At 52.6% G+C, this 24,032-nt stretch carries 23 protein-coding genes and 1 tRNA gene; 12 read left to right on the plus strand and 12 right to left on the minus strand.

What is annotated here, in order from left to right:
• Positions 1-24 precede the first annotated feature (24 nt).
• The 6 genes from rlmKL (at position 25) to rmf (ending at position 7,988) form a co-directional block, all read left to right on the plus strand.
• Positions 25-2,142, plus strand: coding sequence for a bifunctional 23S rRNA (guanine(2069)-N(7))-methyltransferase RlmK/23S rRNA (guanine(2445)-N(2))-methyltransferase RlmL (gene rlmKL, locus AC07U6_RS12165; RefSeq protein ID WP_494764463.1), 2,118 nt, complete (start codon positions 25-27; stop codon positions 2,140-2,142).
• A 6-nt stretch (positions 2,143-2,148) separates the two neighbouring features.
• Positions 2,149-4,062, plus strand: a complete 1,914-nt coding sequence (locus AC07U6_RS12170; protein WP_205065221.1) for an ABC transporter ATP-binding protein — start codon at positions 2,149-2,151, stop codon at positions 4,060-4,062.
• An 18-nt stretch (positions 4,063-4,080) separates the two neighbouring features.
• Complete coding sequence (gene pqiA / locus AC07U6_RS12175) at positions 4,081-5,355, plus strand: membrane integrity-associated transporter subunit PqiA (protein ID WP_494762202.1); 1,275 nt, start codon at positions 4,081-4,083, stop codon at positions 5,353-5,355.
• Positions 5,342-6,982 (plus strand): intermembrane transport protein PqiB, encoded by a 1,641-nt coding sequence (gene pqiB, locus AC07U6_RS12180; RefSeq protein WP_494762203.1) that lies wholly within the window; start codon positions 5,342-5,344, stop codon positions 6,980-6,982. Before pqiA ends, pqiB begins: the two co-directional genes overlap by 14 nt.
• The gene (gene pqiC, locus AC07U6_RS12185; RefSeq protein WP_494764464.1) at positions 6,982-7,542 is read left to right on the plus strand and encodes a membrane integrity-associated transporter subunit PqiC; all 561 of its coding nucleotides are present in this window, start codon (positions 6,982-6,984) and stop codon (positions 7,540-7,542) included. Before pqiB ends, pqiC begins: the two co-directional genes overlap by 1 nt.
• A gap of 278 nt (positions 7,543-7,820) precedes the next feature.
• The gene (rmf, locus tag AC07U6_RS12190) at positions 7,821-7,988 is read left to right on the plus strand and encodes a ribosome modulation factor (RefSeq protein WP_105593410.1); all 168 of its coding nucleotides are present in this window, start codon (positions 7,821-7,823) and stop codon (positions 7,986-7,988) included.
• A gap of 88 nt (positions 7,989-8,076) precedes the next feature.
• Here rmf and fabA read toward each other — a convergent pair whose 3' ends face one another.
• Together fabA and AC07U6_RS12200 are read right to left on the minus strand one after the other, a co-directional pair.
• Positions 8,077-8,595 carry a bifunctional 3-hydroxydecanoyl-ACP dehydratase/trans-2-decenoyl-ACP isomerase gene (gene fabA, locus AC07U6_RS12195; protein ID WP_205065218.1) on the minus strand — a complete coding sequence of 173 codons (519 nt, stop codon included), beginning with the start codon at positions 8,593-8,595 and terminating at the stop codon, positions 8,077-8,079.
• 68 nt (positions 8,596-8,663) lie between these two features.
• Entirely contained in the window at positions 8,664-10,430 is a 1,767-nt protein-coding gene (locus tag AC07U6_RS12200) for an AAA family ATPase (protein ID WP_494762204.1), read from the minus strand.
• A 185-nt stretch (positions 10,431-10,615) separates the two neighbouring features.
• On the opposite strand from AC07U6_RS12200, the gene matP reads away from it, so the two are divergent.
• On the plus strand, positions 10,616-11,071 hold the full coding sequence (matP, locus tag AC07U6_RS12205) for a macrodomain Ter protein MatP (RefSeq protein WP_494762205.1): 456 nt from the start codon (positions 10,616-10,618) through the stop codon (positions 11,069-11,071).
• A gap of 88 nt (positions 11,072-11,159) precedes the next feature.
• Here the strand turns inward: matP and ompA are convergent, their stop codons facing one another.
• Complete coding sequence (gene ompA / locus AC07U6_RS12210; protein ID WP_494762206.1) at positions 11,160-12,227, minus strand: porin OmpA; 1,068 nt, start codon at positions 12,225-12,227, stop codon at positions 11,160-11,162.
• Positions 12,228-12,576: 349 nt separating this feature from the next.
• The gene (sulA, locus tag AC07U6_RS12215; protein WP_494762207.1) at positions 12,577-13,083 is read right to left on the minus strand and encodes an SOS-induced cell division inhibitor SulA; all 507 of its coding nucleotides are present in this window, start codon (positions 13,081-13,083) and stop codon (positions 12,577-12,579) included.
• A gap of 214 nt (positions 13,084-13,297) precedes the next feature.
• Here sulA and AC07U6_RS12220 point away from each other — a divergent pair, with 214 nt between their 5' ends.
• Complete coding sequence (locus tag AC07U6_RS12220; protein ID WP_494762208.1) at positions 13,298-13,906, plus strand: TfoX/Sxy family DNA transformation protein; 609 nt, start codon at positions 13,298-13,300, stop codon at positions 13,904-13,906.
• Between the two features lie 5 nt (positions 13,907-13,911).
• Here the strand turns inward: AC07U6_RS12220 and yccS are convergent, their stop codons facing one another.
• A complete protein-coding gene (gene yccS, locus AC07U6_RS12225; protein WP_494762209.1) occupies positions 13,912-16,068 on the minus strand; it encodes a YccS family putative transporter in 2,157 nt (718 codons plus the stop codon).
• Positions 16,069-16,076: 8 nt separating this feature from the next.
• The gene (locus tag AC07U6_RS12230) at positions 16,077-16,523 is read right to left on the minus strand and encodes a YccF domain-containing protein (RefSeq protein WP_494762210.1); all 447 of its coding nucleotides are present in this window, start codon (positions 16,521-16,523) and stop codon (positions 16,077-16,079) included.
• A 135-nt stretch (positions 16,524-16,658) separates the two neighbouring features.
• Between AC07U6_RS12230 and helD the strand changes: the two genes are divergently transcribed.
• The gene (helD, locus tag AC07U6_RS12235) at positions 16,659-18,713 is read left to right on the plus strand and encodes a DNA helicase IV (RefSeq protein WP_494762211.1); all 2,055 of its coding nucleotides are present in this window, start codon (positions 16,659-16,661) and stop codon (positions 18,711-18,713) included.
• Between the two features lie 12 nt (positions 18,714-18,725).
• Here the strand turns inward: helD and AC07U6_RS12240 are convergent, their stop codons facing one another.
• Together AC07U6_RS12240 and AC07U6_RS12245 are read right to left on the minus strand one after the other, a co-directional pair.
• The gene (locus tag AC07U6_RS12240) at positions 18,726-19,184 is read right to left on the minus strand and encodes a methylglyoxal synthase (RefSeq protein ID WP_494762212.1); all 459 of its coding nucleotides are present in this window, start codon (positions 19,182-19,184) and stop codon (positions 18,726-18,728) included.
• A gap of 82 nt (positions 19,185-19,266) precedes the next feature.
• Complete coding sequence (locus AC07U6_RS12245; RefSeq protein ID WP_494762213.1) at positions 19,267-19,905, minus strand: YccT family protein; 639 nt, start codon at positions 19,903-19,905, stop codon at positions 19,267-19,269.
• Between the two features lie 188 nt (positions 19,906-20,093).
• Between AC07U6_RS12245 and AC07U6_RS12250 the strand changes: the two genes are divergently transcribed.
• Positions 20,094-20,513, plus strand: coding sequence for a CoA-binding protein (locus tag AC07U6_RS12250; protein ID WP_494762214.1), 420 nt, complete (start codon positions 20,094-20,096; stop codon positions 20,511-20,513).
• A gap of 26 nt (positions 20,514-20,539) precedes the next feature.
• Here the strand turns inward: AC07U6_RS12250 and hspQ are convergent, their stop codons facing one another.
• Together hspQ and rlmI are read right to left on the minus strand one after the other, a co-directional pair.
• Entirely contained in the window at positions 20,540-20,857 is a 318-nt protein-coding gene (gene hspQ / locus AC07U6_RS12255; protein WP_494762215.1) for a heat shock protein HspQ, read from the minus strand.
• Between the two features lie 63 nt (positions 20,858-20,920).
• Positions 20,921-22,111, minus strand: a complete 1,191-nt coding sequence (gene rlmI / locus AC07U6_RS12260) for a 23S rRNA (cytosine(1962)-C(5))-methyltransferase RlmI (RefSeq protein ID WP_494762216.1) — start codon at positions 22,109-22,111, stop codon at positions 20,921-20,923.
• Positions 22,112-22,200: 89 nt separating this feature from the next.
• Between rlmI and yccX the strand changes: the two genes are divergently transcribed.
• Positions 22,201-22,479: an acylphosphatase gene (gene yccX / locus AC07U6_RS12265; RefSeq protein ID WP_494762217.1), complete on the plus strand. Its 279-nt coding sequence runs from the start codon at positions 22,201-22,203 to the stop codon at positions 22,477-22,479.
• Between the two features lie 3 nt (positions 22,480-22,482).
• Here the strand turns inward: yccX and tusE are convergent, their stop codons facing one another.
• Positions 22,483-22,860: a sulfurtransferase TusE gene (gene tusE / locus AC07U6_RS12270; RefSeq protein ID WP_494762218.1), complete on the minus strand. Its 378-nt coding sequence runs from the start codon at positions 22,858-22,860 to the stop codon at positions 22,483-22,485.
• Positions 22,861-22,907: 47 nt separating this feature from the next.
• Positions 22,908-23,564: an FtsH protease modulator YccA gene (gene yccA / locus AC07U6_RS12275; protein ID WP_105593393.1), complete on the minus strand. Its 657-nt coding sequence runs from the start codon at positions 23,562-23,564 to the stop codon at positions 22,908-22,910.
• 216 nt (positions 23,565-23,780) lie between these two features.
• On the opposite strand from yccA, the gene AC07U6_RS12280 reads away from it, so the two are divergent.
• Positions 23,781-23,868, plus strand: a tRNA-Ser gene (locus tag AC07U6_RS12280).
• Positions 23,869-24,032 lie beyond the last annotated feature (164 nt).

A 24,032-nucleotide genomic window follows, 5' to 3' on the forward strand; every position in this document is an offset into this window, starting at 1 on the left:
TTTCTGATGACGATAAGTGACACTATGAATTCTCTGTTTGCCAGTACGGCGCGTGGGCTCGAAGAGCTGTTAAAAAGTGAACTGGAAGCCCTTGGCGCGCAAAGCTGCCAGGTCGTCCAGGGCGGCGTACATTATCAGGGTGACGATCGTCTGATGTACCAAAGTCTGATGTGGAGCCGTCTGGCGTCGCGCATCCTGCTGCCGCTGACCGAATGCGGTGTTTACAGCGATCTGGACCTCTACCTCGGCGTGCAGGCGATTGACTGGCCGGCGATGTTCGGCAGCGATAAAACCTTCGCCGTGCATTTCAGCGGTCTGAATGATGTGATCCGCAACAGCCAGTACGGCGCGCTGAAGGTAAAAGACGCCATCGTTGATAGCTTCACCCGTAAAGGGCTGACGCGCCCGGATGTCGATCGCGAGTTGCCGGATATTCGGGTTAATGTCTGGCTGAATAAAGATACGGCCAGCATCGCGCTGGATTTGAGCGGTGAAGGCCTGCACATGCGTGGCTATCGCCAGCAGACCGGCCAGGCACCGCTGAAAGAGACGCTGGCTTCCGCTATCGTGCTGCGTTCCGGCTGGCAGTCGGGTACGCCATTGGTCGATCCGATGTGTGGTTCCGGTACGCTGCTGCTGGAAGCCGCCATGATCGCCTGCGATCGGGCTCCGGGCCTGCACCGCAACCACTGGGGCTTTACCGGCTGGAGCAAGTTTGACGCAGCGCTCTGGAGTGACGTTAAGCAGGAAGCGCAGGCGCGGGCGAAGAAAGGCCTGCAGGAAAATACCTCACGTTTCTTCGGTTATGACAACGATCCGCGCGTAATTGAAAGTGCACGCGCCAATGCCCGCCGTGCTGGCCTGGCGGAGCGTATCAGCTTCACCCTCCAGGATGTGCTGAAGCTGCAAAACCCGCTGCCGGAAGGGCCTGCAGGAACGGTGCTGAGCAACCCACCTTACGGCGAGCGCCTGGAAAGTGAACCCGCGCTGATCGCGCTGCACAGCCAGCTGGGCCGTCTGATGAAAGCCCAGTTTGGCGGCTGGAATTTGTCGCTGTTCAGTGCATCACCGGAACTGTTGAGCTGCCTGCAATTGCGTGCCGATCGCCAGTTTAAGGCGAAAAACGGCCCGCTGGACTGTGTGCAGAAAAACTATCAGCTGGCGGCGAATCCGTCGGGTGGCGCCATTGCGCAGCTGGCCGATGATTATGCCAACCGCCTGCGTAAAAATCTGAAGAAGCTGGATAAATGGGCGCGTCAGGAAGGCATTGAATGCTACCGCGTCTATGATGCCGATCTGCCGGACTATAACGTTGCCGTTGACCGCTACGGTGACTGGGTGGTGGTGCAGGAATATGCGCCACCAAAAACCGTTGAGCCAGCCAAAGCGCGCCAGCGTTTGTTCGATGTGATTGCGGCAACGCTCAACGTCATGGAACTGCCGACCAACCGACTGGTGCTGAAAACCCGTGAAAGGCAGAAAGGTAAAAGTCAGTATCAAAAACTGGGTGAGAAGGGGGATTTCTTCCAGGTCAGCGAATTTAATGCCAAACTGTGGGTCAATCTGACTGATTATCTTGATACTGGCTTGTTCCTTGACCATCGCATCGCCCGCAAAATGCTTGGCCAAATGAGTAAAGGCAAAGACTTCCTCAACCTGTTCGCTTACACCGGCAGCGCCAGCGTTCATGCTGGTCTTGGCGGTGCGCGCAGTACCACCACGGTGGATATGTCGCGTACCTATCTGGAGTGGGCTGAGCGTAACCTGCGGCTTAACGGCTTAACCGGCCGCCAGCACCGTCTGATGCAGGCAGATTGCCTGAACTGGATGCGTGAGGCCGATGAACAGTTCGATCTGATCTTTATCGATCCGCCAACGTTCTCTAACTCCAAGCGTATGGAGGAGAGTTTTGACGTGCAGCGCGATCATCTGGATCTGATGAAAGATCTTAAACGCCTGCTCAGAGCGGGTGGTACCATTATGTTCTCTAACAATAAACGCGGCTTCAAGATGGACTTCGCCGGGCTGGAAGCACTGGGCCTTGAGGCTCACGAAATTACCGCCAAAACGCAGTCACAGGATTTTGCCCGTAACCGTCAGATTCACAACTGCTGGCTGCTGACGCATGCCGGTAAGGAATAAGTTTTTATGTCACTAATCAGTATTCATGGCGCTTACCTCTCATTCAGCGACGCGCCGCTGTTGGATAACACTGAACTGCACATCGAAGAGAATGAGCGCGTTTGTCTGGTCGGGCGTAACGGGGCGGGTAAATCCACGCTGATGAAAATCATCAACCGTGAACAGCCACTGGATGACGGACGTATCATTTATGAGCAGGATCTGATCGTGGCACGTCTGCAACAGGACCCACCGCGTAACGTCGCTGGTTCGGTGTATGATTTCGTTGCCGAAGGCGTGGAAGAGCAGGCTGAACACCTGAAAGCCTATCACGCGATTTCACACCTGGTGATGGAAGATCCGAGTGACAGAAATCTGAATGAGATGGCGCGCCTGCAGGCGATCCTCGATCACCAGAATCTCTGGCAGTTGGAAAGTCGTATTCATGACGTGCTGGAAAAGATTGGTCTTGACGGTGATGCCGAGCTTTCCTCTCTTTCAGGCGGCTGGCTGCGTAAAGCAGCGCTGGGGCGCGCGCTGGTCAGCAACCCGAAGGTGCTGATGCTCGATGAGCCAACCAACCACCTGGATATCGAAACTATCGACTGGCTGGAAACGTTCCTGAAAACGTTCCAGGGCAGCATTATCTTTATTTCTCACGACCGTTCATTTATCCGCAATATGGCGACCCGTATTGTTGATCTTGACCGCGGCAAGCTGGTGTCCTGGCCAGGAGATTACGATCAGTATCTGCTGGGTAAAGAGGAAGCGCTACGCGTTGAAGAGATGCAGAACGCAGAATTTGACCGCAAGCTGGCGCAGGAAGAAGTGTGGATACGTCAAGGCATCAAAGCCCGACGTACGCGTAACGAAGGCCGCGTACGCGCGCTGAAAGCCTTGCGCCGTGAACGTTCAGAACGCCGCGAAGTGATGGGTAAAGCCAACATGCAGGTGGAAGAGGCATCCCGTTCAGGCAAGATTGTCTTTGAAATGGAAAACGTTAAATACGGTATAGCGGGCAAGCAGCTGGTTAACGATTTCTCTCGCCAGGTTCAGCGCGGTGACAAAATTGCCCTGATCGGCCCGAACGGCTGCGGTAAAACCACGCTGCTGAAGCTAATGCTCGATCAGCTCAAGCCGGACAGTGGCCGGGTACATATTGGTACTAAACTGGAAGTGGCCTACTTTGACCAGCACCGTGCAGAGCTGGACCCGGACCGCACGGTGATGGATAACCTGGCTGAAGGCAAGCAGGAAGTGATGGTTAACGGCAAACCGCGACACGTGCTGGGTTATCTGCAGGAGTTCCTGTTCCATCCAAAACGCGCGATGACGCCGGTGCGAGCATTGTCCGGTGGAGAGCGAAACCGACTGCTGCTGGCTCGCCTGTTTCTGAAGCCGAGCAACCTGTTGATTCTCGATGAACCGACCAACGACCTGGATGTTGAAACGCTCGAGTTACTGGAAGAACTTATCGATGGCTATCAGGGCACGGTACTGCTGGTCAGCCACGATCGTCAGTTCGTTGATAACACCGTCACCGAATGCTGGATCTTTGATGGCAACGGCGAAATTGGCGCGTTTGTGGGTGGTTACCATGATGCTCAGCTTCAGCGTACGGCCTGGAAACAAAACCGGGCTGCGGCTAAAAATACGGTTTCTCAACCACGTCAGGAAAGCGTTAAAAGCGAAGCAGTGAAGAAAACGGCTGCTAAGCTGAGCTACAATTTACAGCGCGAACTGGAACAGCTGCCGCAGAAAATGGAAGAGCTGGAAGCACAACTTGCTGCGTATCAGGCTCAGGTTGCTGATGTAAACTTCTTTAACCAGCCGCACGAGGCAACTCAGCCGGTTCTGGATGCGCTGGCAAAAGCCGAACAGGAACTGGAAACGGCTTTTGAACGTTGGGAATACCTTGAGTCGTTAAGTAACGGCGCGTAATTTTATTGAGGGAAAGGTATGTGTTCGTCGTACCACGCACATCAATGGATTCTATGTCCGCAGTGTGACCTCATGACACAGTTGCCCGTGCTTCTGCCGGGCAGCAAAGCAAGCTGCCCGCGCTGTCATACCACACTTCATTCCAGCTGGGTTGAACCGCTCAGGCGGCCAGCTGGCTATGCGCTGGCGGCGCTGTTTATGCTGCTGCTGGCCAACCTCTTTCCCTTCGTTAATATGCGGGTTGCGGGTTTAAGTAGCGAAATATCCATGATGCAGATTCCTCAGGTGATGGTTTCTGAGGACTACAGCAGTCTGGCTACGCTGTTTATGCTCTTCGTTCAGGGCGTGCCCGCGTTCTGCATGATAGCGATTCTGCTGCTGGTCAGCCCGTTAAAACTGCCGCTGTCGTTGAAACGGGGTATGACCCGTATCCTGATGCAGCTGCGGAGCTGGGGCATGGCGGAGATTTTTCTCGCCGGAGTCCTGGTCAGTTTCGTCAAGTTGATGGCCTATGGCGATATCGGCATTGGTAGCAGCTTTATCCCCTGGTGCCTGTTTTGTGTGCTGCAACTGCGGGCATTTCAGTGCATAGAACGACGCGTGCTCTGGGAACGAGTGGCACCGCTGCCGCCGCTTCCTGCGACGCCGGTGGCCGGGATTAGCGGCCTGCGTCAGGGGATGCGTTCCTGCGCCTGCTGTACCGCCGTGCTGGCCAGCGATCGGTTAGTTTGTCCACGCTGTGGGAGCCACGGCCATGCCCGGCGTAAGCACAGCCTGCAGTGGACGCTGGCGCTGCTGTTAACCTCTATATTGCTTTATATTCCCGCAAACCTGATGCCGATCATGATCACCGAAGCGCTGGGCAACAAGATGGGCTCGACGATTATGGCCGGGGTTATCCTGCTGTGGAGCGATGGCTCCTATCCGGTCGCGTTAGTGATATTCGTTGCCAGTATCATGGTCCCGTCACTCAAGATGCTGGCGATTGCCTGGTTATGCTGGGACGTTAAAGGCGACAGTCGTCATCACCTTGACAGTGAACGGATGCACAAGATTTATGAAATGGTGGAGTTTGTTGGACGCTGGTCAATGATCGATGTATTTGTTATTGCCGTACTGTCGGCACTGGTGCGAATGGGGCGGTTGATGAGCATTTATCCCGCCATGGGCGCGCTGTTATTTGCCATGGTCGTCATCCTGACGATGTTTGCCGCCATCACGTTTGATCCCCGACTGACCTGGGATCGGGTAAAAGATAAGAGTTCTGAGGAGTCGTTGAGTGATGGACAATAATCACAGTACCGCCAGAGTAGAGCACATCAAGCGCTGGTCGCCGGTGTGGATCGTACCGATTGTCACCGTGCTGATCGGCGGATGGATCCTGTTTTATCATTTCAGCCACCAGGGGCCGGAGGTTACGCTGATCACCACCAATGCGGAAGGCATTGAGGGGGGGAAAACCACCATTAAAAGTCGCAGCGTGGATGTTGGCATAGTGGAGAGTGCCGTACTGACGGACGACCTGCACCACGTTGAAATTAAGGCGCGTCTGAATTCCGGTATGGAAAAACTCCTGCGTGAAGACAGTGCATTTTGGGTCGTCAAACCGACCATTGGCCGCGATGGCGTCAGCGGCCTGGGAACGTTGCTGTCCGGTGCCTATATTGAACTTCAGCCTGGCGCGAAAGGCGAAAAAGCGAAAGAGTATCAATTGCTTGATGCGCCACCGCTGGCTCCACCGGATGCCAAAGGGATCCGCATCACTCTGGACAGTCGCAAAGCCGGTCAGTTAAATGCCGGCGATCCGGTGCTGTTCCGGGGCTATCGGGTGGGCTCGGTGGAAACCAGTTCGTTTGATACCGACAAGCGTATGATTGCCTATCAGCTGTTTATCGCCGCACCTTACGATCGCCTGATTACGACGAATGTTCGATTCTGGAAAGACAGTGGTATTGCGGTCGATATGTCGGCATCCGGAATGCGTGTTGAGATGGGATCGCTGGCCACCCTGTTAAGCGGCGGGGTGAGCTTTGACGTGCCGGAAGGCTGGGAGTTGGGCAAGCCCGCCGAAAATAAAGCGGAGTATCGGTTATTTGACGATCAACGCAGCATTCAGGATTCGCTGTACAGCGAGCATAAAGATTTCCTGATGTTCTTCAACGAATCGGTTCGCGGCCTGAATGCCGGTGCGCCGGTTGAATTCCGTGGTATTCGTCTTGGAACCGTGGCTGAAGTGCCGTTTACCGCACCGGGTATCGCTCAGCGTCTGAATAACGATTATCGCATTCCGGTGCTGATCCGCATAGAGCCAGAGCGTTTCCGTAAGCAGCTGGGAGAAGGTTTCAACTTTGAGCAGCATCTGAAAAGTGGTATCAGTGAGGGACTACGCGCCTCCCTTAAATCCGCCAACCTGTTGACCGGTTCACTGTATGTTGATCTGGATTTCTATAAAAATGCCAAACCAGTGACCGGTTCGTCTAAATTTGGGGATTACGAACTGATTCCGACGGTCAGCGGTGGACTTGCGCAGATTCAGGAAAAGCTGGTGGAGTCGCTGGATAAGATCAACAACCTGCCGTTGAATCCAATGCTGAATGAGGCAACCGGAACGCTGAAAGAGAGCCAGCGCACGCTGCGCGAACTGCAAAAAACGCTGGATAACCTCAATCAAATCACTTCCAGTCAGGCGATGCAGGAGCTTCCGGCAGATATGCAGAATACGCTACGTGAACTGAGTCGCAGCATGAAAGGCTTCCAGCCAGGATCGCCGGCCTACAACAAAATGGTGGCAGATATGCAACGACTGGATCAGGTGATGCGTGAGCTACAGCCGGTACTGAAAACGCTAAATAGCAAAAGTAATGCGCTGGTGTTTGAAGCAAAACCCGGTCAGGACCCACAGCCGAAGAGGGCGAAATGATGATGAAATGGATATCCTTAGCGCTGCTTCTTACATTAACGGCCTGTAGCAGCACGCCGGAAACGCGTTACTACCAGCTGCCTGCGGCAGGTGGTAGCACGGTGGTAAGCAGCCAGACATTCTCGCGCCCTATTTGGGTTGAGGCGGTCTCAATACCGGATTATCTGGCGGGCAACGGCGTGGTATATCAAAGCAATGACGTTCAGTACGTTATCGCCGCTAGCAATCGCTGGGCCAGCCCGCTCGACCAGCAGCTTCAGCAAACCCTGGTCAGCAATCTGAGTAACGAATTGCCCGGCGCGGTGGTTTCTTCTTCGCCGGTTGGCCAGCAGCACGACACGCTTAACGTGACTGTGACCGGCTTCCATGGGCGTTACGATGGCCGCGCGGTAATCAGTGGCGTCTGGATGTTACAGCGTGAAGGTCGGTTAGAGAAACGCGCATTTATGCTGGCCCTGCCGCAAAGCGAGGACGGTTACGACTCCCTGGTCAGAACGCTGTCGCAGGGCTGGCAACAGATTTCGACCCAGATCGCAAATGCGATAAATCAGCAACGTTAGTTACTATTTTTACAAATAGCCTAAGCCTTTGATTATCGCAAAATGAGACTTTTGCATAATCGAAGGCTTTTTTATTGCTAATCATGAACCTGTAACCTTTCAGTACCAAAAAGCAATGCGAAATTATGAAAATGCCAGGTCAGAAATATGACATTGGCGTGAAATTTGCGCATTGATCTTTTACTTCCGCAGAGGTAGAACTAAATCGTGGCTGCTCACGATGTAGCCACTGTTTTCTTTCCACCAGATTCCACCAGACAAAATGAGGGAAACGCGGCATGAAGAGACAGAAACGAGATCGCCTGGATCGGGCACATTCACGGGGGTATCAGGCGGGCATTACCGGACGCTCAAAAGAGATGTGTCCTTACCAAATGCTAGATGCTCGATCTCACTGGTTGGGAGGTTGGCGACAGGCCATGGAGGACAGGACGGTTACCGCGTAACGCCTGTTCAATTTAAAGGAACAAACCTCCGCTGGTGCGGAGGTTTTTGGTTCTGGAGTTCATCGTTTTGAAACAATGATCAGAACGATTAGAAAGCAGTCGTATCTTTGAACAGACCCACTTTCAGGTCGGTAGCGGTATAAATTACATGACCATCGACCAGAACTTCACCATCAGCAACGCCCATTACCAGTTTACGGTTGATGACGCGTTTGAAATGAATACGGTACGAAACCTTTTTCGCAGTTGGCAGAACCTGACCGGTGAATTTCACCTCGCCAACGCCCAGCGCACGGCCTTTACCTTCAGCGCCTAACCAGCCGAGGTAAAAACCTACCAGCTGCCACATTGCATCCAGACCCAGACAACCTGGCATAACCGGATCGCCAATAAAATGACAGCCGAAGAACCACAGGTCCGGATTGATATCCAGTTCAGCCTCAACAAAGCCCTTACCGTAGTTGCCGCCATCTTCAGTCATCTTGATTACGCGGTCCATCATCAACATATTGCCGGCTGGCAATGGCGGGCCTTCAGCACCAAAAAGTTCACCGCGACCAGAAGCAATCAGGTCTTCTTTTGTATAGGATTCGCGTTTATCTACCATATTCTCAATAAGCCTTATTTTAGTGAATCACGAATTTTAGCTAACACGTGTACGCTGAACAAGTCCGATCAGCGCTGGTTGAACCAGTTTAACCAACGTAGTGCCCATGGAAGCTGTCGTGCATCCTGTTGGTTAATCTGAGCAATACGATCCTGAATAGAACGCAGCAGACAAGAATCGTTCTCCTTGTCCCATTCAACACCCGTTAACAATGGCAGGGCTTCATCCACGCTGGATACCGCCCACAAATGGAATTTACCTTCCCGCACAGCATCGACAACTTCTTGTTGTAACGAGAGGTGACGTACGTTGGCGGCAGGAATAATAACGCCCTGATTGCCATTTAGCGTACGCTGATTACAGATATTGAAGAAGCCTTCAATTTTTTCATTTAATCCGCCTACGGGCTGAACGCGACCAAACTGATCGACGGAACCGGTAACGGCAATTTGCTGATTGATCGGCTGTAAAGCGAGCGCGCTGATTAATACACAAAGCTCTGCCAGCGAGGCACTGTCGCCATCAACTTCTGAATATGACTGTTCAAATACCAGGGAAGCGGAGAAGGGCAGCTGCTGATCCAGCTCCAGCTCGGCGATCAGCCAGGCTTGCATAATCATCATGCCTTTAGCATGGATATTTCCGCCGAGTTCTGCTTTACGCTCTACGTCGGTAAACTCGCCGTCACCTACATGCACCACACAGCTGATACGTGAAGGCTCACCAAACGGACGTGGATGACCCGGGAAATCGATCACTGAAAGTGCGTTGATTTGGCCAACCATCTCGCCTTCGGTTTCGATCAGAATCTGGTCGAGCAGGATATCGTCGCGTACACGTTCGGAAAGAAAACCTTCGCGCCATTCGCGTGTAGTGAGGGCATCGCGTAAATTTTCGCCACTTACGCTTTCATTTTCGCTATAAAGTACAGCATCCTGCAGCTGGCGTGCCAGCCAGGTGGGATCTAGCGGAAGCATCTCCTGATCGCCGGTATAGCGGGCTGCTTCGCGGATGAGTACTGGCCAGAAATCAGCAGCTGGGGCAGGATAACCAAGGCCCTGTGCAACGCTTAGCACCCACTGTATCCAGTTAGTGAACTCTTCCTCATCAACCAGCTGGATATTTTCTTCAAACTCGCTATACAGCGACAGCGAAGCCAGCTCGGGCTCCATATCCTGAAAATCAGCCAGGGCATCACGGTCGCCGATAAGAACCAGACGAAGCTGCATCGGCATTGACGGAACGTCAAGCGGGAGCGGCCGTGTTTCATCCTGTGAATACCAGTCGAAGCGCTGATTAACCATAATTTTTTTCAGGCGTAGCCAGAGTAAAGGCTGTGCCAGCAGCGCACGCAGAGAGAGGATCAGCACACCGCCGTTTGCACGGTGAACAAGACCTGGAGACAGCGTCAGAATTGAGTTATAAACACGAACACAGCCAAAAAGCTGCTCGGCTTCGATCCAGTCAGCCTGATGAACGCCGCCGGTACTGGCAAAATTATCGTCTGAATTTTCCACAGGGCGCCAGACGACCTTATGCGATTCAACCTGGTAGTGCCCACCGTGTAACAGAGTTGCATCATCCTCTTCATCTGATTCGACGAGGGAAGAGAGGACATCCTGTAACAAAGCCAGGTATTCGGCGCTTTCGGCACTTTTGACCAGCATAAGCGGTACTTTAGCCGGGGTTTGCAGAAGCAGGCTGAGGCCGTTGAACAGGCGAGGCTGCACGTTAGCAAAACACTCTGTCTCAGTGGTGGCAGCCTGCGAGATGAGATGCTGGAAGCGTTCTGTATCGGGTTGTAGGGCGCGCCACTCTAATCGGTTGTTGGTCAAAGTTATCGTATTTTTCTGAAATGAATAAAAGCGGCATTATACAATAATTCAGCCTGTTAAGCACAGCAGACATGCGGTTCTGTATTATCTGAATTGAGATTCGCGCCCTGGTTCCGGTTTTCTTTGCAGCCAGATTAAAAAAAGCTGTTATTCTTAACTTGTTATAGGGTCAGCATGAGATTCCGATGAAATATCAACAACTGGAAAATCTTGAAAGCGGATGGAAATGGAAATACCTGGTCAAAAAATACCGCGAAGGTGAAGCGATCACGCGCTATGTCGAGCTAAGCGCAGCGCAGGCGGTCGTGGATGAGTTGTTGGGGATGGAGAACAGTCCCAATCTGGTTTTGACCTGGATTAACCAGCATATTAATCCGGCTCTTGAGAACCGTATGAAGCAGACGATTCGCGCGCGTCGTAAACGCCATTTTAATGCTGAGCATCAGCATACGCGCAAGAAGTCTATCGATCTGGAATATCTGGTGTGGCAGCGTCTTGCTGGGCTGGCGCAGCGCCGTAACAGTACGCTTTCGGAAACGGTGGTGCAGCTTATTGAGGATGCGGAACGTAAAGAGCAGTATGCCAGTCAGATGTCCTCACTTAAGCAGGATCTGAAGGCTATTCTCGGTAAACCTGAGTAGCAGGACGGAAAGCAATTTAACTCTTAGATGCTGTAATGAAGGAAATAAAAAACCCCGCCTGAGCGGGGTTTTTTGATCAAAGCGTGACTTAAGCCTGAGGCTGAGTCACAACGTCTTTGATACCTTTAACTTCGATTTCTACGCGACGGTCTGGCGCCAGGCAGTCGATCAGAGCCTGACGGCCTTTCACGCTGTCACAGGTGTTGCCGGTAACAGGGTTAGATTTACCCTGGCCACGTGCAGAGATCTTGTTAGCTGGGATACCTTTAGATACCAGGTAATCCACTACTGACTGAGCACGTTTCTCAGACAGTTTCTGGTTGTATTCTTCAGAACCAATGCGGTCTGTGAAGCCCAGAACGACAACAGAACCATCTTTAGGGTCCAGATTGCTCAGCTGGGTGTACAGCTGATCCAGAGCCTGCTGACCTTCTGGTTTCAGAGTGGCTTTGTTGAAGTTGAACAGCACGTCAGACTTCAGGGTGAAACGCTTGGTTTCAACAACTGGAGCCGGAGCGGGTGCTGGAGCCGGTGCCGGAGCAGCTTCTTCCTGACCGAAACGGTAAGAAACACCTACGCTGAGCATAGAGTTATCAGGACGCGCACCAACGGTACCTGCGTCACCGATGTTGTTCACCCACTGATAGTCCAGACGAGTTGCCCAGTTTGGAGTCAGAGCATATTCAATACCCACTGCTGCCAGTGGAGAAACGCCGGTATCGTGGTCGCTGATGCGAGCGCCGCCAACTTCCTGCTGAGTGGAGTTAGCACGCCATACCATACCACCCAGACGGGTGTACAGGTCCAGGTTGTCCAGAACCGGGTAGCTCAACTTAGCTGCCAGCTGAACGCCCTGCGCTTTGAATGCGCCGTTAACCCGGTCGCCTTTGTAAGGCATACGGCCAAGCCAATCATAACCCAGTTCGAAGCCCAGGTATGGATTCGCCTGATAACCAACGAATGCACCAGCACCAAGCTGGTTTTCATGAGTTGGGCCGTCGTTGTTTTGGTAACCGTTACCGTAGTAACCTTTGTCGTGGTACTGAGACCAGCCCAGTTTAGCACCGGTATACCAAGTGTCATCTTTAGGAGCGGCCTGCGCTACGGTAGCGAAGCCAGCCAGTGCCACTGCAATTGCGATAGCTGTCTTTTTCATTTTTGCGCCTCGTTATCATCCAAATAGGCAATGAGCTTAAATTAAGCTCTTTGGTTAAATCCTTTGCCGGGTTGTAATGCTCGTTTATGACTCTTCCAAAAAAAGGAGGTTATTGAGCACCCTGGCGAGATAAAGTCTACAACGTACTAGCAAACTTACAAGTGTGATATGACGCTGGCCGCTAAAAAAATGGGGAATCTTACATATTTTTTAACATTCCGAAGGGAATTATGTGTATAAGAAATGGTCAGAGACGCAGCTAAGCTATTGTACAGCCGCGCCATAACATTATCTGGGGCTGGAGGCGTGTACCACGAGAAAAAATCCTTAAGAATTATCTCGTTTTTACTTAATGATACAAACTTGAATGAATTTTTAACCCGCTAAGCGGTCTGCCTGACTGAGAATTTGCACGATCGGGGCGCATGATTAAGCCCAGAGCCTGACCAGAGTTTGCTGCTGCCAGCAGTCGTGCACGATCGCTCTCCGAAACATCCTCTTCGAACCACCCCAAAACAACACTGTAATTCCCTGTTTGCAGTGCCTTAATCATTGCCTCAACGGTAGTGATTGGTCCTGAATGTGTCGCCTGCATAACGCGATCTAAAGGAAGCCCGGAACGTTGCAACCAGTCGCGGCTCAACTTTTGGTGAGGAGTGAGCCACAGCTGCCAGCGGGACTGCTTGCCTAACTGCTGTAAAAGAGGCAGCAATAACAGCTGCGTCATGCCGGGTTGGTTCTCGCTGTAAATTAATTCGCTAATCAGGCCAGCGGCATTAGCTGGAGCAGATGTCACGCGTGATGAAACGTGGAATGCACTATTAACTGATTGAGATTTCGGGAAATAGGTATGCATGATGTCTTCGCTCGCAATGTCACTGTATAGATATACAGTATATATGTAATGAGTAAAGATCAACCTTATTTTTTTGATTACGCCTCGCAAAATCGCAAGATAACTTGAAACATTCTCATTTATTCATTGAACCTGTAATACGGATTGCCTATGTTTCAATATGTTGATTTTTCGGGATTTATGCGAATCTTCTTAAGCTAAGCAGGGAGTTGCTATGAGTAGTTCAAAACAGAGAATTGAGCAGACGAAACAGCGTTTGGCGGCATTGGGGCCAGTGGAATCTCGCACACAGTTTGGTGGCTATAGCCTGTCTGTAGCGAAGACCGTATTTGCAGTTGTTGCCGATGGAGAACTGTATCTTCGTGCCTGCGAACAGGCCCAGCCCTATATAAGTGAAAGGAAAATGCAGCCTCTGCATTTTGTAAAGCGAGGTCTGCCGGTTGCCCTTAATTACTACCGTGTTGATGGTGTGCTGTGGTCCGATGCCGACCAGTTAGTGGCTATTTCCTCACTGTGTCTGAATGGTGCACGGCAGGAATTAAAAGACAGGCTAAGAAATCGGCGGATTAAAGATCTACCCAATATGGGGATTCGGATGGAAGCATTGCTGCGAGAAGTCGGTATTTGTTCCATTGAAATGCTCATGGAGCAGGGGGCAAAACGAAGCTGGCTTAAACTGCGGACTATCAATAAACATCTTGGCCTTTCGGTGCTATTTGCTCTTGAAGGGGCTATAGTTGGCAGCCACTATGAGGCGTTGCCTACCGCAGTCAAAGAGGAATTGCGCGCCTGGTTTAAAAGCAACGCGCAACGAAAAGGGTGATTTTTTCAGCAAGCCTGGTTGCCGGCACGTTGAACAATCTGCTGTTTAAGCCTGGCAATTTCAGGTAACAATGCCACCAGCAGGCCGACCTGCTGTAAGACCAGCGGTTCTTTGGTGGCATTATCAGCCTCAGTTTGCTGAATCCTCTGTGCAAGGTTTGACATCATGCGTTGTGCTTTAGCTTCATTCACCACATCGATATGCAGGATATCGTCAGCATAGCAGACTGCATCGTCCATTAGCTGAAGCAAGTTGATATTTTCGAGCTTCTCACGGTGAGCCCCCAGCGCTGAAATGTAGCTCAGGAACGAGTGGTTCAGGCACAGTAGGCGGAAAGCTGCTTCACGAAGTCCGCTATCCGCTTTACTTTCAACCGAGATATTCGATACCACAGCAGCCAGTTCTGCATCACCGTTGTGGGCATCGCGCCGCGCGATGCGATAATCAAGGCGATTATCTTTGCCCTGATGATATTGAACCAGGACTGCGTCCAGGTAGCGGCAGTTAGCATTCAGCGTTCGCTCTGCCACGGCAGGAAGCCTGAGAAAACGCCAGTCCGGCCAGATAAATGCCACGGCCAGCCAGGCAATGCCACAGCCCAGCAGTGTATCAATAATGCGCGGGAGCGCGACTTCAAACCCTTCGTCCAGCAGATTGAAGCACAGCAGCACCAGCAGCGTGATAAACATGGTTGCATGGGCATACTGAATGTTACGGAAGAAGAAGAACATCACGCCGGTAACGACGATCAACATTAACTGCCCTTCAATAGACGGTACCAGCCAAAGTAGGGGCAATCCGAGTGCAATCCCTGTCAGCGTACCGACGATTCGCAGCGCCAGCCGCCTGCGCGTGGCACTGTAATTAGGCTGGCAAACAAACAGGCTGGTTAGCAGTATCCAGTAGCCGTGCTGCAGGCCGGTAAACTGGATAAACCCGTAACCGGTGCAAAGCAGAAGCGAGAGTCTTACAGCATGGCGAAACAGCGGTGATTCTGCGCTCATATGGCGGCTGAGGCGCAGGCGAATATCGCTCCAGCCGGTTAGTCCCTCGCGTGAAAGCGACTGATCGTGATAATAACCGCCTTCCGCCAGCGCCTGCTCTGATTCTATCGTCGCCAGCTGAGCATCGATGGCTTTCAGATTGTTCAGCAGGAAGTGCATCGCTTTCACTTCCCGACTTTGTGGTTGTTGCTCAGTCAGTCTCTGGAGTGCTGCGTTCAGATTGGCAAACACGTGTTCAAAGCGCGAATCATGCTGATAGGTTTCACGCAATAGGATAGTGCGCGAAAGCTGACGACAGGCCACGGCCTGCAGCGTTAACAGGCGCTGAAAGCGGAAAAGGATATCACTGGCTCCCCATGCTTTACGCAGGGAATGGTACTGCACGTGCGATGAACTGGCGCGTTCATGGATGTCCTGAGCTACGAAGTAGTAATGAAGCGTGCGTCTTGTTCCCCGCTGGCCACGATCGCCGCGCAGTCGCGACTGTATAGATGCTTTGGCCTGATTCAGCAGGGTGACCAGCTGACTGTTTGCCATGGCGACGTCCACCATCGCCTGCCGGTCATCCTCTTCAAGATCAGGATCGAACAGGCTGGCTTTAGCTTCCAGATACTGCGCCAGCTGTGCATAGCAGCGGGACAGGTTTTCCTGCAGCGGGCGAATAGGAAACAGCAGGTGTCCGGACAGCGTCAGCAGGTTATACCAGATGGCACCGGCCAGTAGCAGCGCGGGCTGCAAATACCACTGAGGAAACAGGCCGATTCCCAGCATGGTGTAGATGGCGATGAGCAACGCGCCAAAGGCGATAGTCGCGTAACGTGGCCCCAACGCACCCAGTAGAATAAAACCCCAGCTTGAGATCGCCAGCCCGACGACAAATAGCCACGGATGTGGAAACAGCAGCTCCACAGATACGGAAGCAATACAGAAACAGACCAGCGTAATAAGCAGGTTGCGCAAGCGACCGCTGAGGCGATCGTCGAGATCGGTCAGCGCAGCGGCAACAACGCCCAGCGTTAGCGGTATTGTCCAGATGATCTGATGCAGCCACCAGGGGACGGCCGTGGTACCAATCAGGGCCAGCGTGATGCGAATATGGTAAAGCCAGCTGCTGTTAAAAGCATGCCGGCGAAGGTTATCGATCAGCGAAATCTGCATGGTACGGCTCATGGAAAACGACGGCGAGCATTGGCTTCACGCGCAGCTCGTGCGACTTCAACGGATACAACGCGGCGGCCCACCGGCCAGAGTGCGATAACGGCTATTTTCAGGTTAGCGATGCCGACCGGAATACCGATAATCGTCAGGCATTGTGCAATACCTGCGGTAATGTGCATCAGACACAGCCACCAGCCGAAAAAAATCACCCACAGAATATTAAGCAGTGTACCGCCCGAATTCATCAGTGCACTTTTGCTATCAGGGTTGAGTTCATCCACATGTATCGCTTCATTACCGAAGGGCAGCAGCGAAAGTTTGGTGATTTCCCAGCATGAACGGGTCAGCGGCAGGGTAAAAATCAGTACGATGCTGACTAAGGTGGCCAGCAGCCATGACAGGGTGGTCAGGCACCCGCCCAGAATGAAATTGAGGATATTGAGTACGGCGCGCATCGGTAGTGTCCCCTTAGGCGTTGAGATAAGTCTCAGTGACAATTCATTGATTGTAACGCGTTTTAACGCTGGAGAGGTAACCTGTCGCCAGCTAAACTAGGTGTAGATGAAATTAACCGCAGCAGGGTCGCAGGAATGGAACTGAAAGCAACATCGCTGGGTAAGCATCTGGCACAACATCCTTATAATCGGGTGCGGCTGTTGAATGCTGGCGTTGAGGTCAGCGGTGAAAAACACGAGTATCTGATCCCCTTTAATCAGCTGTTATCCATTGCCTGTAAGCGCGGTCTGGTTTGGGGCGAGCTGGAGTTTTCATTGCCTGACGATAAAGTCGTTCGCTTGCACGGTACGGAATGGAACGAAACGCAGCGTTTCTATCACTACCTGAGCCTCGCCTGGCAACAGTGGAGCCAGGAGATGAGTGAGGTGGCGGCCGGGGTGTTAAATCAGCAGGCTGAAGCTATTCGTATTGCGGAGCAGCAGGACCGCTGGCTGAAACGCAGCGATATCAGCAGCTGGCAGCAGGCGATCCGTAAATCCTTCGACGCCGTGCCGCTTCCGGTATCCCGGCTGGATGAATTTGATAACTGCCGCGAATCCTGGCGATATTGTCAGCAGTGGCTGAATGACAGTGACAGTCAGCGCGTGAAGCGTAACGTGCGCTGGACGGATCGCATGCTGGAACAGCATGCCGACTACTTCGAGCAGGTAGAGAGCTCACCGCTAAACACCTCGCAGGCGCGAGCGGTGGTCAATGGCGAAGATTCGGTGCTGGTACTGGCCGGAGCAGGTAGCGGTAAAACCTCGGTGCTGGTTGCGCGCGCGGGCTGGTTAATGTTGCGAAAACAGGCGACGGCGGAACAGGTGCTGTTGCTCGCCTTTGGTCGCAAAGCGGCTGAGGAGATGAATGAGCGGCTACGTTCGCGCCTGCACAGTGAAGACTTTTCGGCGCGTACCTTCCATTCACTGGCGCTGCATATTATCCGCCAGGGCAGTAACAAATCGCCGGTGATTAGCAAACTGGAAAGCGATACGGCAGCACGTCATGATTTGCTGATTGACGTCTGGCGACAGCAGTGCAGCGAGAAAAAAGCCCATGCCAACGGCTGGCGCCAGTGGTTGAGTGACGAGCTGGAATGGGAAATAGAAGAAGGAAACTTCTGGCAAAGTAACAGCCTGGCAAAGCGGCTGGCGTCACGTCTTGAACGCTGGTTGGGACTGATGCGGATGCATGGCGGTGCCCAGGCGGCAATGATCGAAGGCGCTCCAGAGGACGTTCGCGAACTGTTCAGCAAGCGGGTCAAGCTGATGGCCCCGCTGCTAAAAGCCTGGAAAAGTGCGCTGAAAGAAGAAGGTGCTGTCGATTTCTCCGGCCTGATCCATCAGGCGATTAATATCCTTGATAAAGGCCGTTTTATCAGTCCGTGGAAGCATATTTTGGTTGATGAGTTCCAGGATATCTCGCCGCAGCGGGCAGAACTGCTGGCTGCGCTGCGTCGGCAAAATCGCCAGACTGCGCTTTTCGCCGTTGGCGATGACTGGCAGGCCATTTACCGCTTTAGCGGTGCCGAAATGACCCTGACCACGGCTTTCCATCACTATTTTGGTGAGGGTGACCGCTGCATACTCGATACCACCTACCGCTTCAATCAACGCATTGGTGAAGTCGCCAACGCCTTTGTACAGCGTAATCCTCACCAGTTGAAGAAAACGCTGACCAGCCTGACCAAAGGGACCAAAAAATCGCTTCAACTCTTGCCTGAGGATCAGCTGGAAGCGCTGCTCAATAAAATGAGTGGCTACGTTCAGCCGAATGAGCGGATTATGGTGCTTGCCCGCTATCATCATCTGCGGCCTGAGGTGCTGGGTAAAGCCGCAACGCGCTGGCCCAAACTCAATCTGGAATTTATGACCATCCATGCCAGTAAAGGGCAGCAGGCGGAGTACGTTATCCTATTGGGGCTTTCCCAGGGGGATGAAGGTTTCCCTGCACCGGCGAGAGAGTCCGTAATGGAGGCGGCACTGCTGCCAAAAGTGGAGGAGTTTCCCGATGCGGAGGAACGGCGATTGGCGTATGTCGCCATCACCCGTGCGATTCATCAGGTCTGGCTGCTTTACGATCGTGATGAGCCTTCAGATTTTGTTGCCGAACTGGGCCGCCAGGGCGTTCCGCAAGTGCGTAAACCCTGACGGCAGAGGCGGTTACTTCAGGCGCTGCTGCAGGTAGCGCTCGTAATCCGGGATCTGGATTTCAACCTGTTCTGCAAATAACGGTGAATGGATAATGAAATCCGCAGTGGCGCGGTTGGTTGCCACCGGGATATTCCACACGGTAGCCAGACGCAGCAGGGCTTTAACATCCGGATCGTGCGGCACGGCGTTCAGTGGGTCCCAGAAGAAAATCAACAGATCGATTTTCCCTTCAGAGATCAATGCGCCTACCTGCTGATCGCCACCCATCGGGCCGCTGAGCATCGCTGTAACCGGCAGACCGGTTGCGCGCTGTACCAGATTACCGGTCGTGCCGGTGGCATACAGCGTATGGGGCTGCAGCTTTTCTCTATGGATATTTACCCATTCCATCAGGGAGTTTTTACAGTGGTCATGAGCGACCAGCGCAATATGTTTTTGCGGCTGTATCTTACGGGTGGTCTGGTCCATTCAGATATCCTGGCTATGTAGGGTAACGGCAGAAACGTCAAATAAACAGAAAGTTGAGTGTAACGTTGCGCTTAAACGGATATCAACTGGTATGTAAGGCTTTCATGAGCGTAATAAAACGCAGGCGGGTGGCAGCATCAACCTGCTGATACCAGAGATGTAGCATTCTTTCCGCTGGCGAACGGCGATCGAGGGCCAGATCCTGCTCAGCGCTAAGGGCAGTATGTTTACCCGACTGCGCAAAACGCGGAACTGAAGCGTTTTCTCCGTTCAGGTTATAGTGAATCATCGCCTGTTCAAAATCACCGCTGGTGGTGATGGTCAGAAAATCGCGTTTATTAGCGATCTCGCCGCCTGTTTCATCGACTAAAGTAAACTGTGGTTTCCTGTCGAACATTCTGACTTCGCGTACGGAAGATAAAGAGGGAAGCTGGATCAGCACCGAACGACTGCGGGCAGTAAACGTCACAATTTGCGGAGCTGAAACCCAGGTCACGGGACTGTGGGCGGGGATATGAAACGATTTTTCTACGCGAAAAAGTAGCTGATGCTCGCCGCGATCAAGTTCTAATCCGTCAGCGCCTTTTAGCAACGAACCGGAGATTTTATGTCCGTCCAGAACCAGAAGGTCAATATCGGCAGAAAGCTTTAGCGCGGTTGCCTGCGCAGCAGAGACAATCAGCATAATGACCAGCCCGGTTATGACCTTAAACAGCTTCATTCTTACTCCAGACGAGCAAAAGGTGAAAAAACGTCGAATGTATCAAAGTCTTTCAGTATGGCATCATATTAATATTTAAACACACTTATTCGTGCTATTGATCGTGAATTACTGAAGTGGCGATACTGAGCCAGGCGAATCAGTCATAATGAGAAAATACAGGCCGTTAACCCGAACCGGAGAGAAAAATGGATGACAAAAAGATTATCAATGTTCTGACCAGTAGCAAAACCATCGCCCTGGTAGGTGCCACTGATAACGAGCAGCGCCCAGCCTTTCACGTTATGGAATTTCTTCTTTCTCAGGGTTATGACGTCATACCGGTCAATCCCAAACTGGCCGGTCAAAAACTATTGGGGCAAACGGTTTATGCTGAACTGAAAGATATACCTCAGCCCGTTGATATTGTTGATGTGTTCCGCAATGCGGAGGCGGCGTGGGGCATTGCGCAGGAAGCGATTGCCATCGGCGCGAAAACACTTTGGCTGCAGATCGGGGTGATCAACGAACAGGCCGCGGTGCTGGCGGCGGATGCCGGGCTAACCGTCGTGATGGATCGCTGCCCGAAAATAGAAATCCCGCGTCTCGGATTGGCGAGGAGCGCATAAAAAACCCTGCTTAAGCAGGGTTTAAATTAGTTTCTCAGGCTGGGAGACTGCAGCTGCTGGCGGATAGACAGCGCCAGCTCATCTAACGACTGCTGGTCGGGATGTTCTCCCGGCTGTTCCCAGGCAATCTGCGCTTCGGCCAGGTAGGTGTGTACCGTCTGGCCTTCTTCATCTTCCATCACCACATGATACCAGGGCGCCGCGCGCAGAGCTTCGCTGCCGCTGATATCTTCACTGACAGACTCTTTCAGTGAATACTGAGGATCGACATCGACTATCACGCCCAAAAAACCCAGCAGCTGATGACGAACCTGCTGACCAATACCGAATTTGCTGGCAATCATGGGTGACCTCCTGAAACGTTGCCCTTACCTCACTTAATGGAGGCGAAGGCAACACTTTTCAAGTCACAGCACGCGGCAGGCGAAACCTTTCAGATAAAGTCCTTCCGGATAGCTGGAAATAACCGGATGATCGGCAGCCTGACGGAACTGCTCAATAATCTGTACGTCGCGCTTAGCATCGACGGCGGCATCCGCAATAAGCTTCTGGAACAGTTCGGTAGGCATTAGTCCGGAGCAGGAGAAGGTCATCAGCATACCGCCCGGGTTCAGCAGTTGCATCGCCAGCATATTGATGTCTTTGTAGCCACGGCACGCGCCCATCAGCTGATTTTTATTCTCAACAAATTTAGGCGGGTCCATCACAATCAGATCGAATTTTTCACCGTCATCACGATAGCGACGAAGCAGTTTGAAAACGTCATCGCGCAGGAACTGGGCCTTACTCAGATCCAGACCATTTAATTCAACGTTCTGTTTTGCCACATCCAGCGCTGCCTGCGATGTGTCAACGCTGATGACTTCACTGCAGTTGCCCATCAGGGCAGAAACCGCGAAACCACCGGTGTAAGAGAAGCAGTTCAGCACGCGGCGACCTTCCGCATAGCGGCGGGTGGCCAGGCGGCTGTCGCGCTGGTCGAGGTAATAACCCGTTTTATGCCCGGTCTGGATATCCACCAACAGTTTCATACCGTGCTCGGTAATTGGCAGCAGTTCCGGTGGCGTTTCGCCCAGTACAACACCCTGCGTCAGTTCCAGCCCTTCTTTTTTACGTACGCTTACGTCGGAGCGATCGTAAATAGCGCAGCCGGGATAGCAGGTTTGCAGCGCGGTGATCAGCGCGGCACGTTGATATTCAGCACCGGCAGACAGCAGCTGTAGCACGAGGAAGTTACCGAAGCGATCGATAGTGATCCCCGGCAGACCGTCGGATTCACCGGCAATCAGGCGGTAGCTGTCAAGATTATCACGGTGTGCGAGCCAGTCGCGCAGTTGCTGCGCGGCCTGCAGGCGGCGAACGAAAAAGTCGATATCAATCGATTCGTCCTGTTCCCAGCTCCAGACGCGGGCACGGATCTGTGACTGCGGAGACCAGGCAGCACGTGCCAGCCATTTACCCTGGCTGTCGCAGACATCAATAGTTTCACCCGACTGGGCTTTACCTTCCATGCGGGCAATGGCCCCGGAGAACACCCATGGATGGCGACGGAGTAAGGATTTTTCACGTCCTTTGGCAAGAATCAAGCGTACAGTCATAGTCAGTTATACTTATACTCAGAGAATCAGGCGATATTGTCCGGTGCTGACTGGGAAAAAGCAATCAGTGGCGGAGATAAGGAGAGAAAATGGCGAGTATCGGTATGCGGGCATGGATTCACGGCAGGGTGCAGGGGGTAGGGTTCCGCTATAGTGCCCAGCATGAAGCAAAAGCGCTGGGACTCACGGGCTATGCTAAAAATCTTGATGACGGCAGCGTCGAGGTATTAATGTGCGGTGAGCAGCAGCAGGTAGAGGCGCTGCTCGGCTGGCTGAAAGCCGGAGGGCCGCGAAGTGCCAGGGTCGAACGCGTACTGACGGAGCCCTGCCCGCCGCAGGCGGCATTAAAAGGGTTTACTACCTGTTAGCGTTTACAGGCACTTCGCGGGTTTGGGTAAACCGGCAATCTTGGTGGCCTGTTTGGCAGGGCCTTTCGGGAACAGTCGGAAAAGATAGCGGCTGTTATCTTTCTCTTCGCCATACTTCTGTGCCATGGCTTTTACCAGAATGCGCACGGCCGGAGAGGTGTTAAACTCCAGATAAAATTCGCGCACAAACCGGACAACTTCCCAGTGTGCGTCGTTCAGTTCAATGGCTTCTTCCTCCGCCAGTAGCGGGGCTAGCGCTTCGCTCCAGTCTGCGGTGGATTTCAGATAGCCCTGCGCGTCGCGCTCAATTTCTCTGCCTTCGAATTGTACTTTATTGCCTCTGCTGCCTGATTCATTCTGCGAAACTTTTGCCGTAGCCAAAAATAAAGCCCCGCATTAGCGGGGCTTTATTCACATCGAGCCAGAAATTAGTTGCTGCGGGACATACCCAGCAGGCTCAACAGGCTGACAAAGATGTTGTAGATAGAAACATACAGGCTGACGGTGGCGCGAATATAGTTAGTTTCGCCGCCGTTAATAATATTGCTGGTTTCCCACAGGATGGCACCGGTAGAGAACAGCACGAACAGCACGCTGATAGCCATATGCAGCGCCGGAATATTAAGGAAGATGTTTGCCACAACAGCAATCAGCAGTACGACAAAACCCGCCATCAGCATACCTGACAGGAAAGACATATCCTTACGGGTAGTCAGCACATAGGCAGAGCAGCAGAAGAACACCAGCGCGGTACCGCCCAGCGCCAGTCCAATCACATCACCCATGCCGGCAGACAGGAACGAGTTCAGGATTGGTCCCAGGCAGTAGCCAAGGAAACCGGTAAAGGCAAACGCAGCCAGAATACCCGCCGGGCTGTTAGCCAGACGATAGGTCAGGAACATCAGACCGTAGAAGCCCACCAGCATCAGGATCAGTCCTGGGGAAGGCAGAGCAAACACGGTGCTCAGCGTGGCGGTGACGGCGGAAAACGCCAGCGTCAGGCCCAGCAGGAAATAGGTATTACGTAAAACTTTGTGGGTACTCAACAACGAGCTTTCGCGTGAGGAATAAACTATGCGATCCATAAAGCACCTCTCAGGGTTACTAAAATACCAGAGAGAATAAAGAGGGAAAGGCGAACGGGGAAGTTGTTTTACCCTTCTTTACTCGCTAAAACGCTGATAAGTTAAGCGGATTGGCGAATATCACAGCGAGCGCGTCGTTTTCGCTGATTTTTCAGTCAAACGAAACAAAACCTGCTTTACAAGCCAGGGCGGGATGTTTATAGTGCGCCCCATTGTGGAAGCGTGGCCGAGTGGCTGAAGGCACCGGTCTTGAAAACCGGCGACGGGAAACCGTTCTAGAGTTCGAATCTCTACGCTTCCACCACCTAATTCTACGGGTCAGCGAAAGCTGGCCCGTTTTGTTATGTGCAAAATAATTTGCCGGCAAAAACCAGTCCATATAGTCTGCCTCTGCCTCTGCCTCTGCCTCTGCCTCTGCCTCTGCCTCTGCCTCTGCCTCTGCCTCTGCCTCTGCCTCTGCCTCTGCCT

This window comes from Erwinia sp. GW821-FHT03D09, from assembly GCF_059420805.1.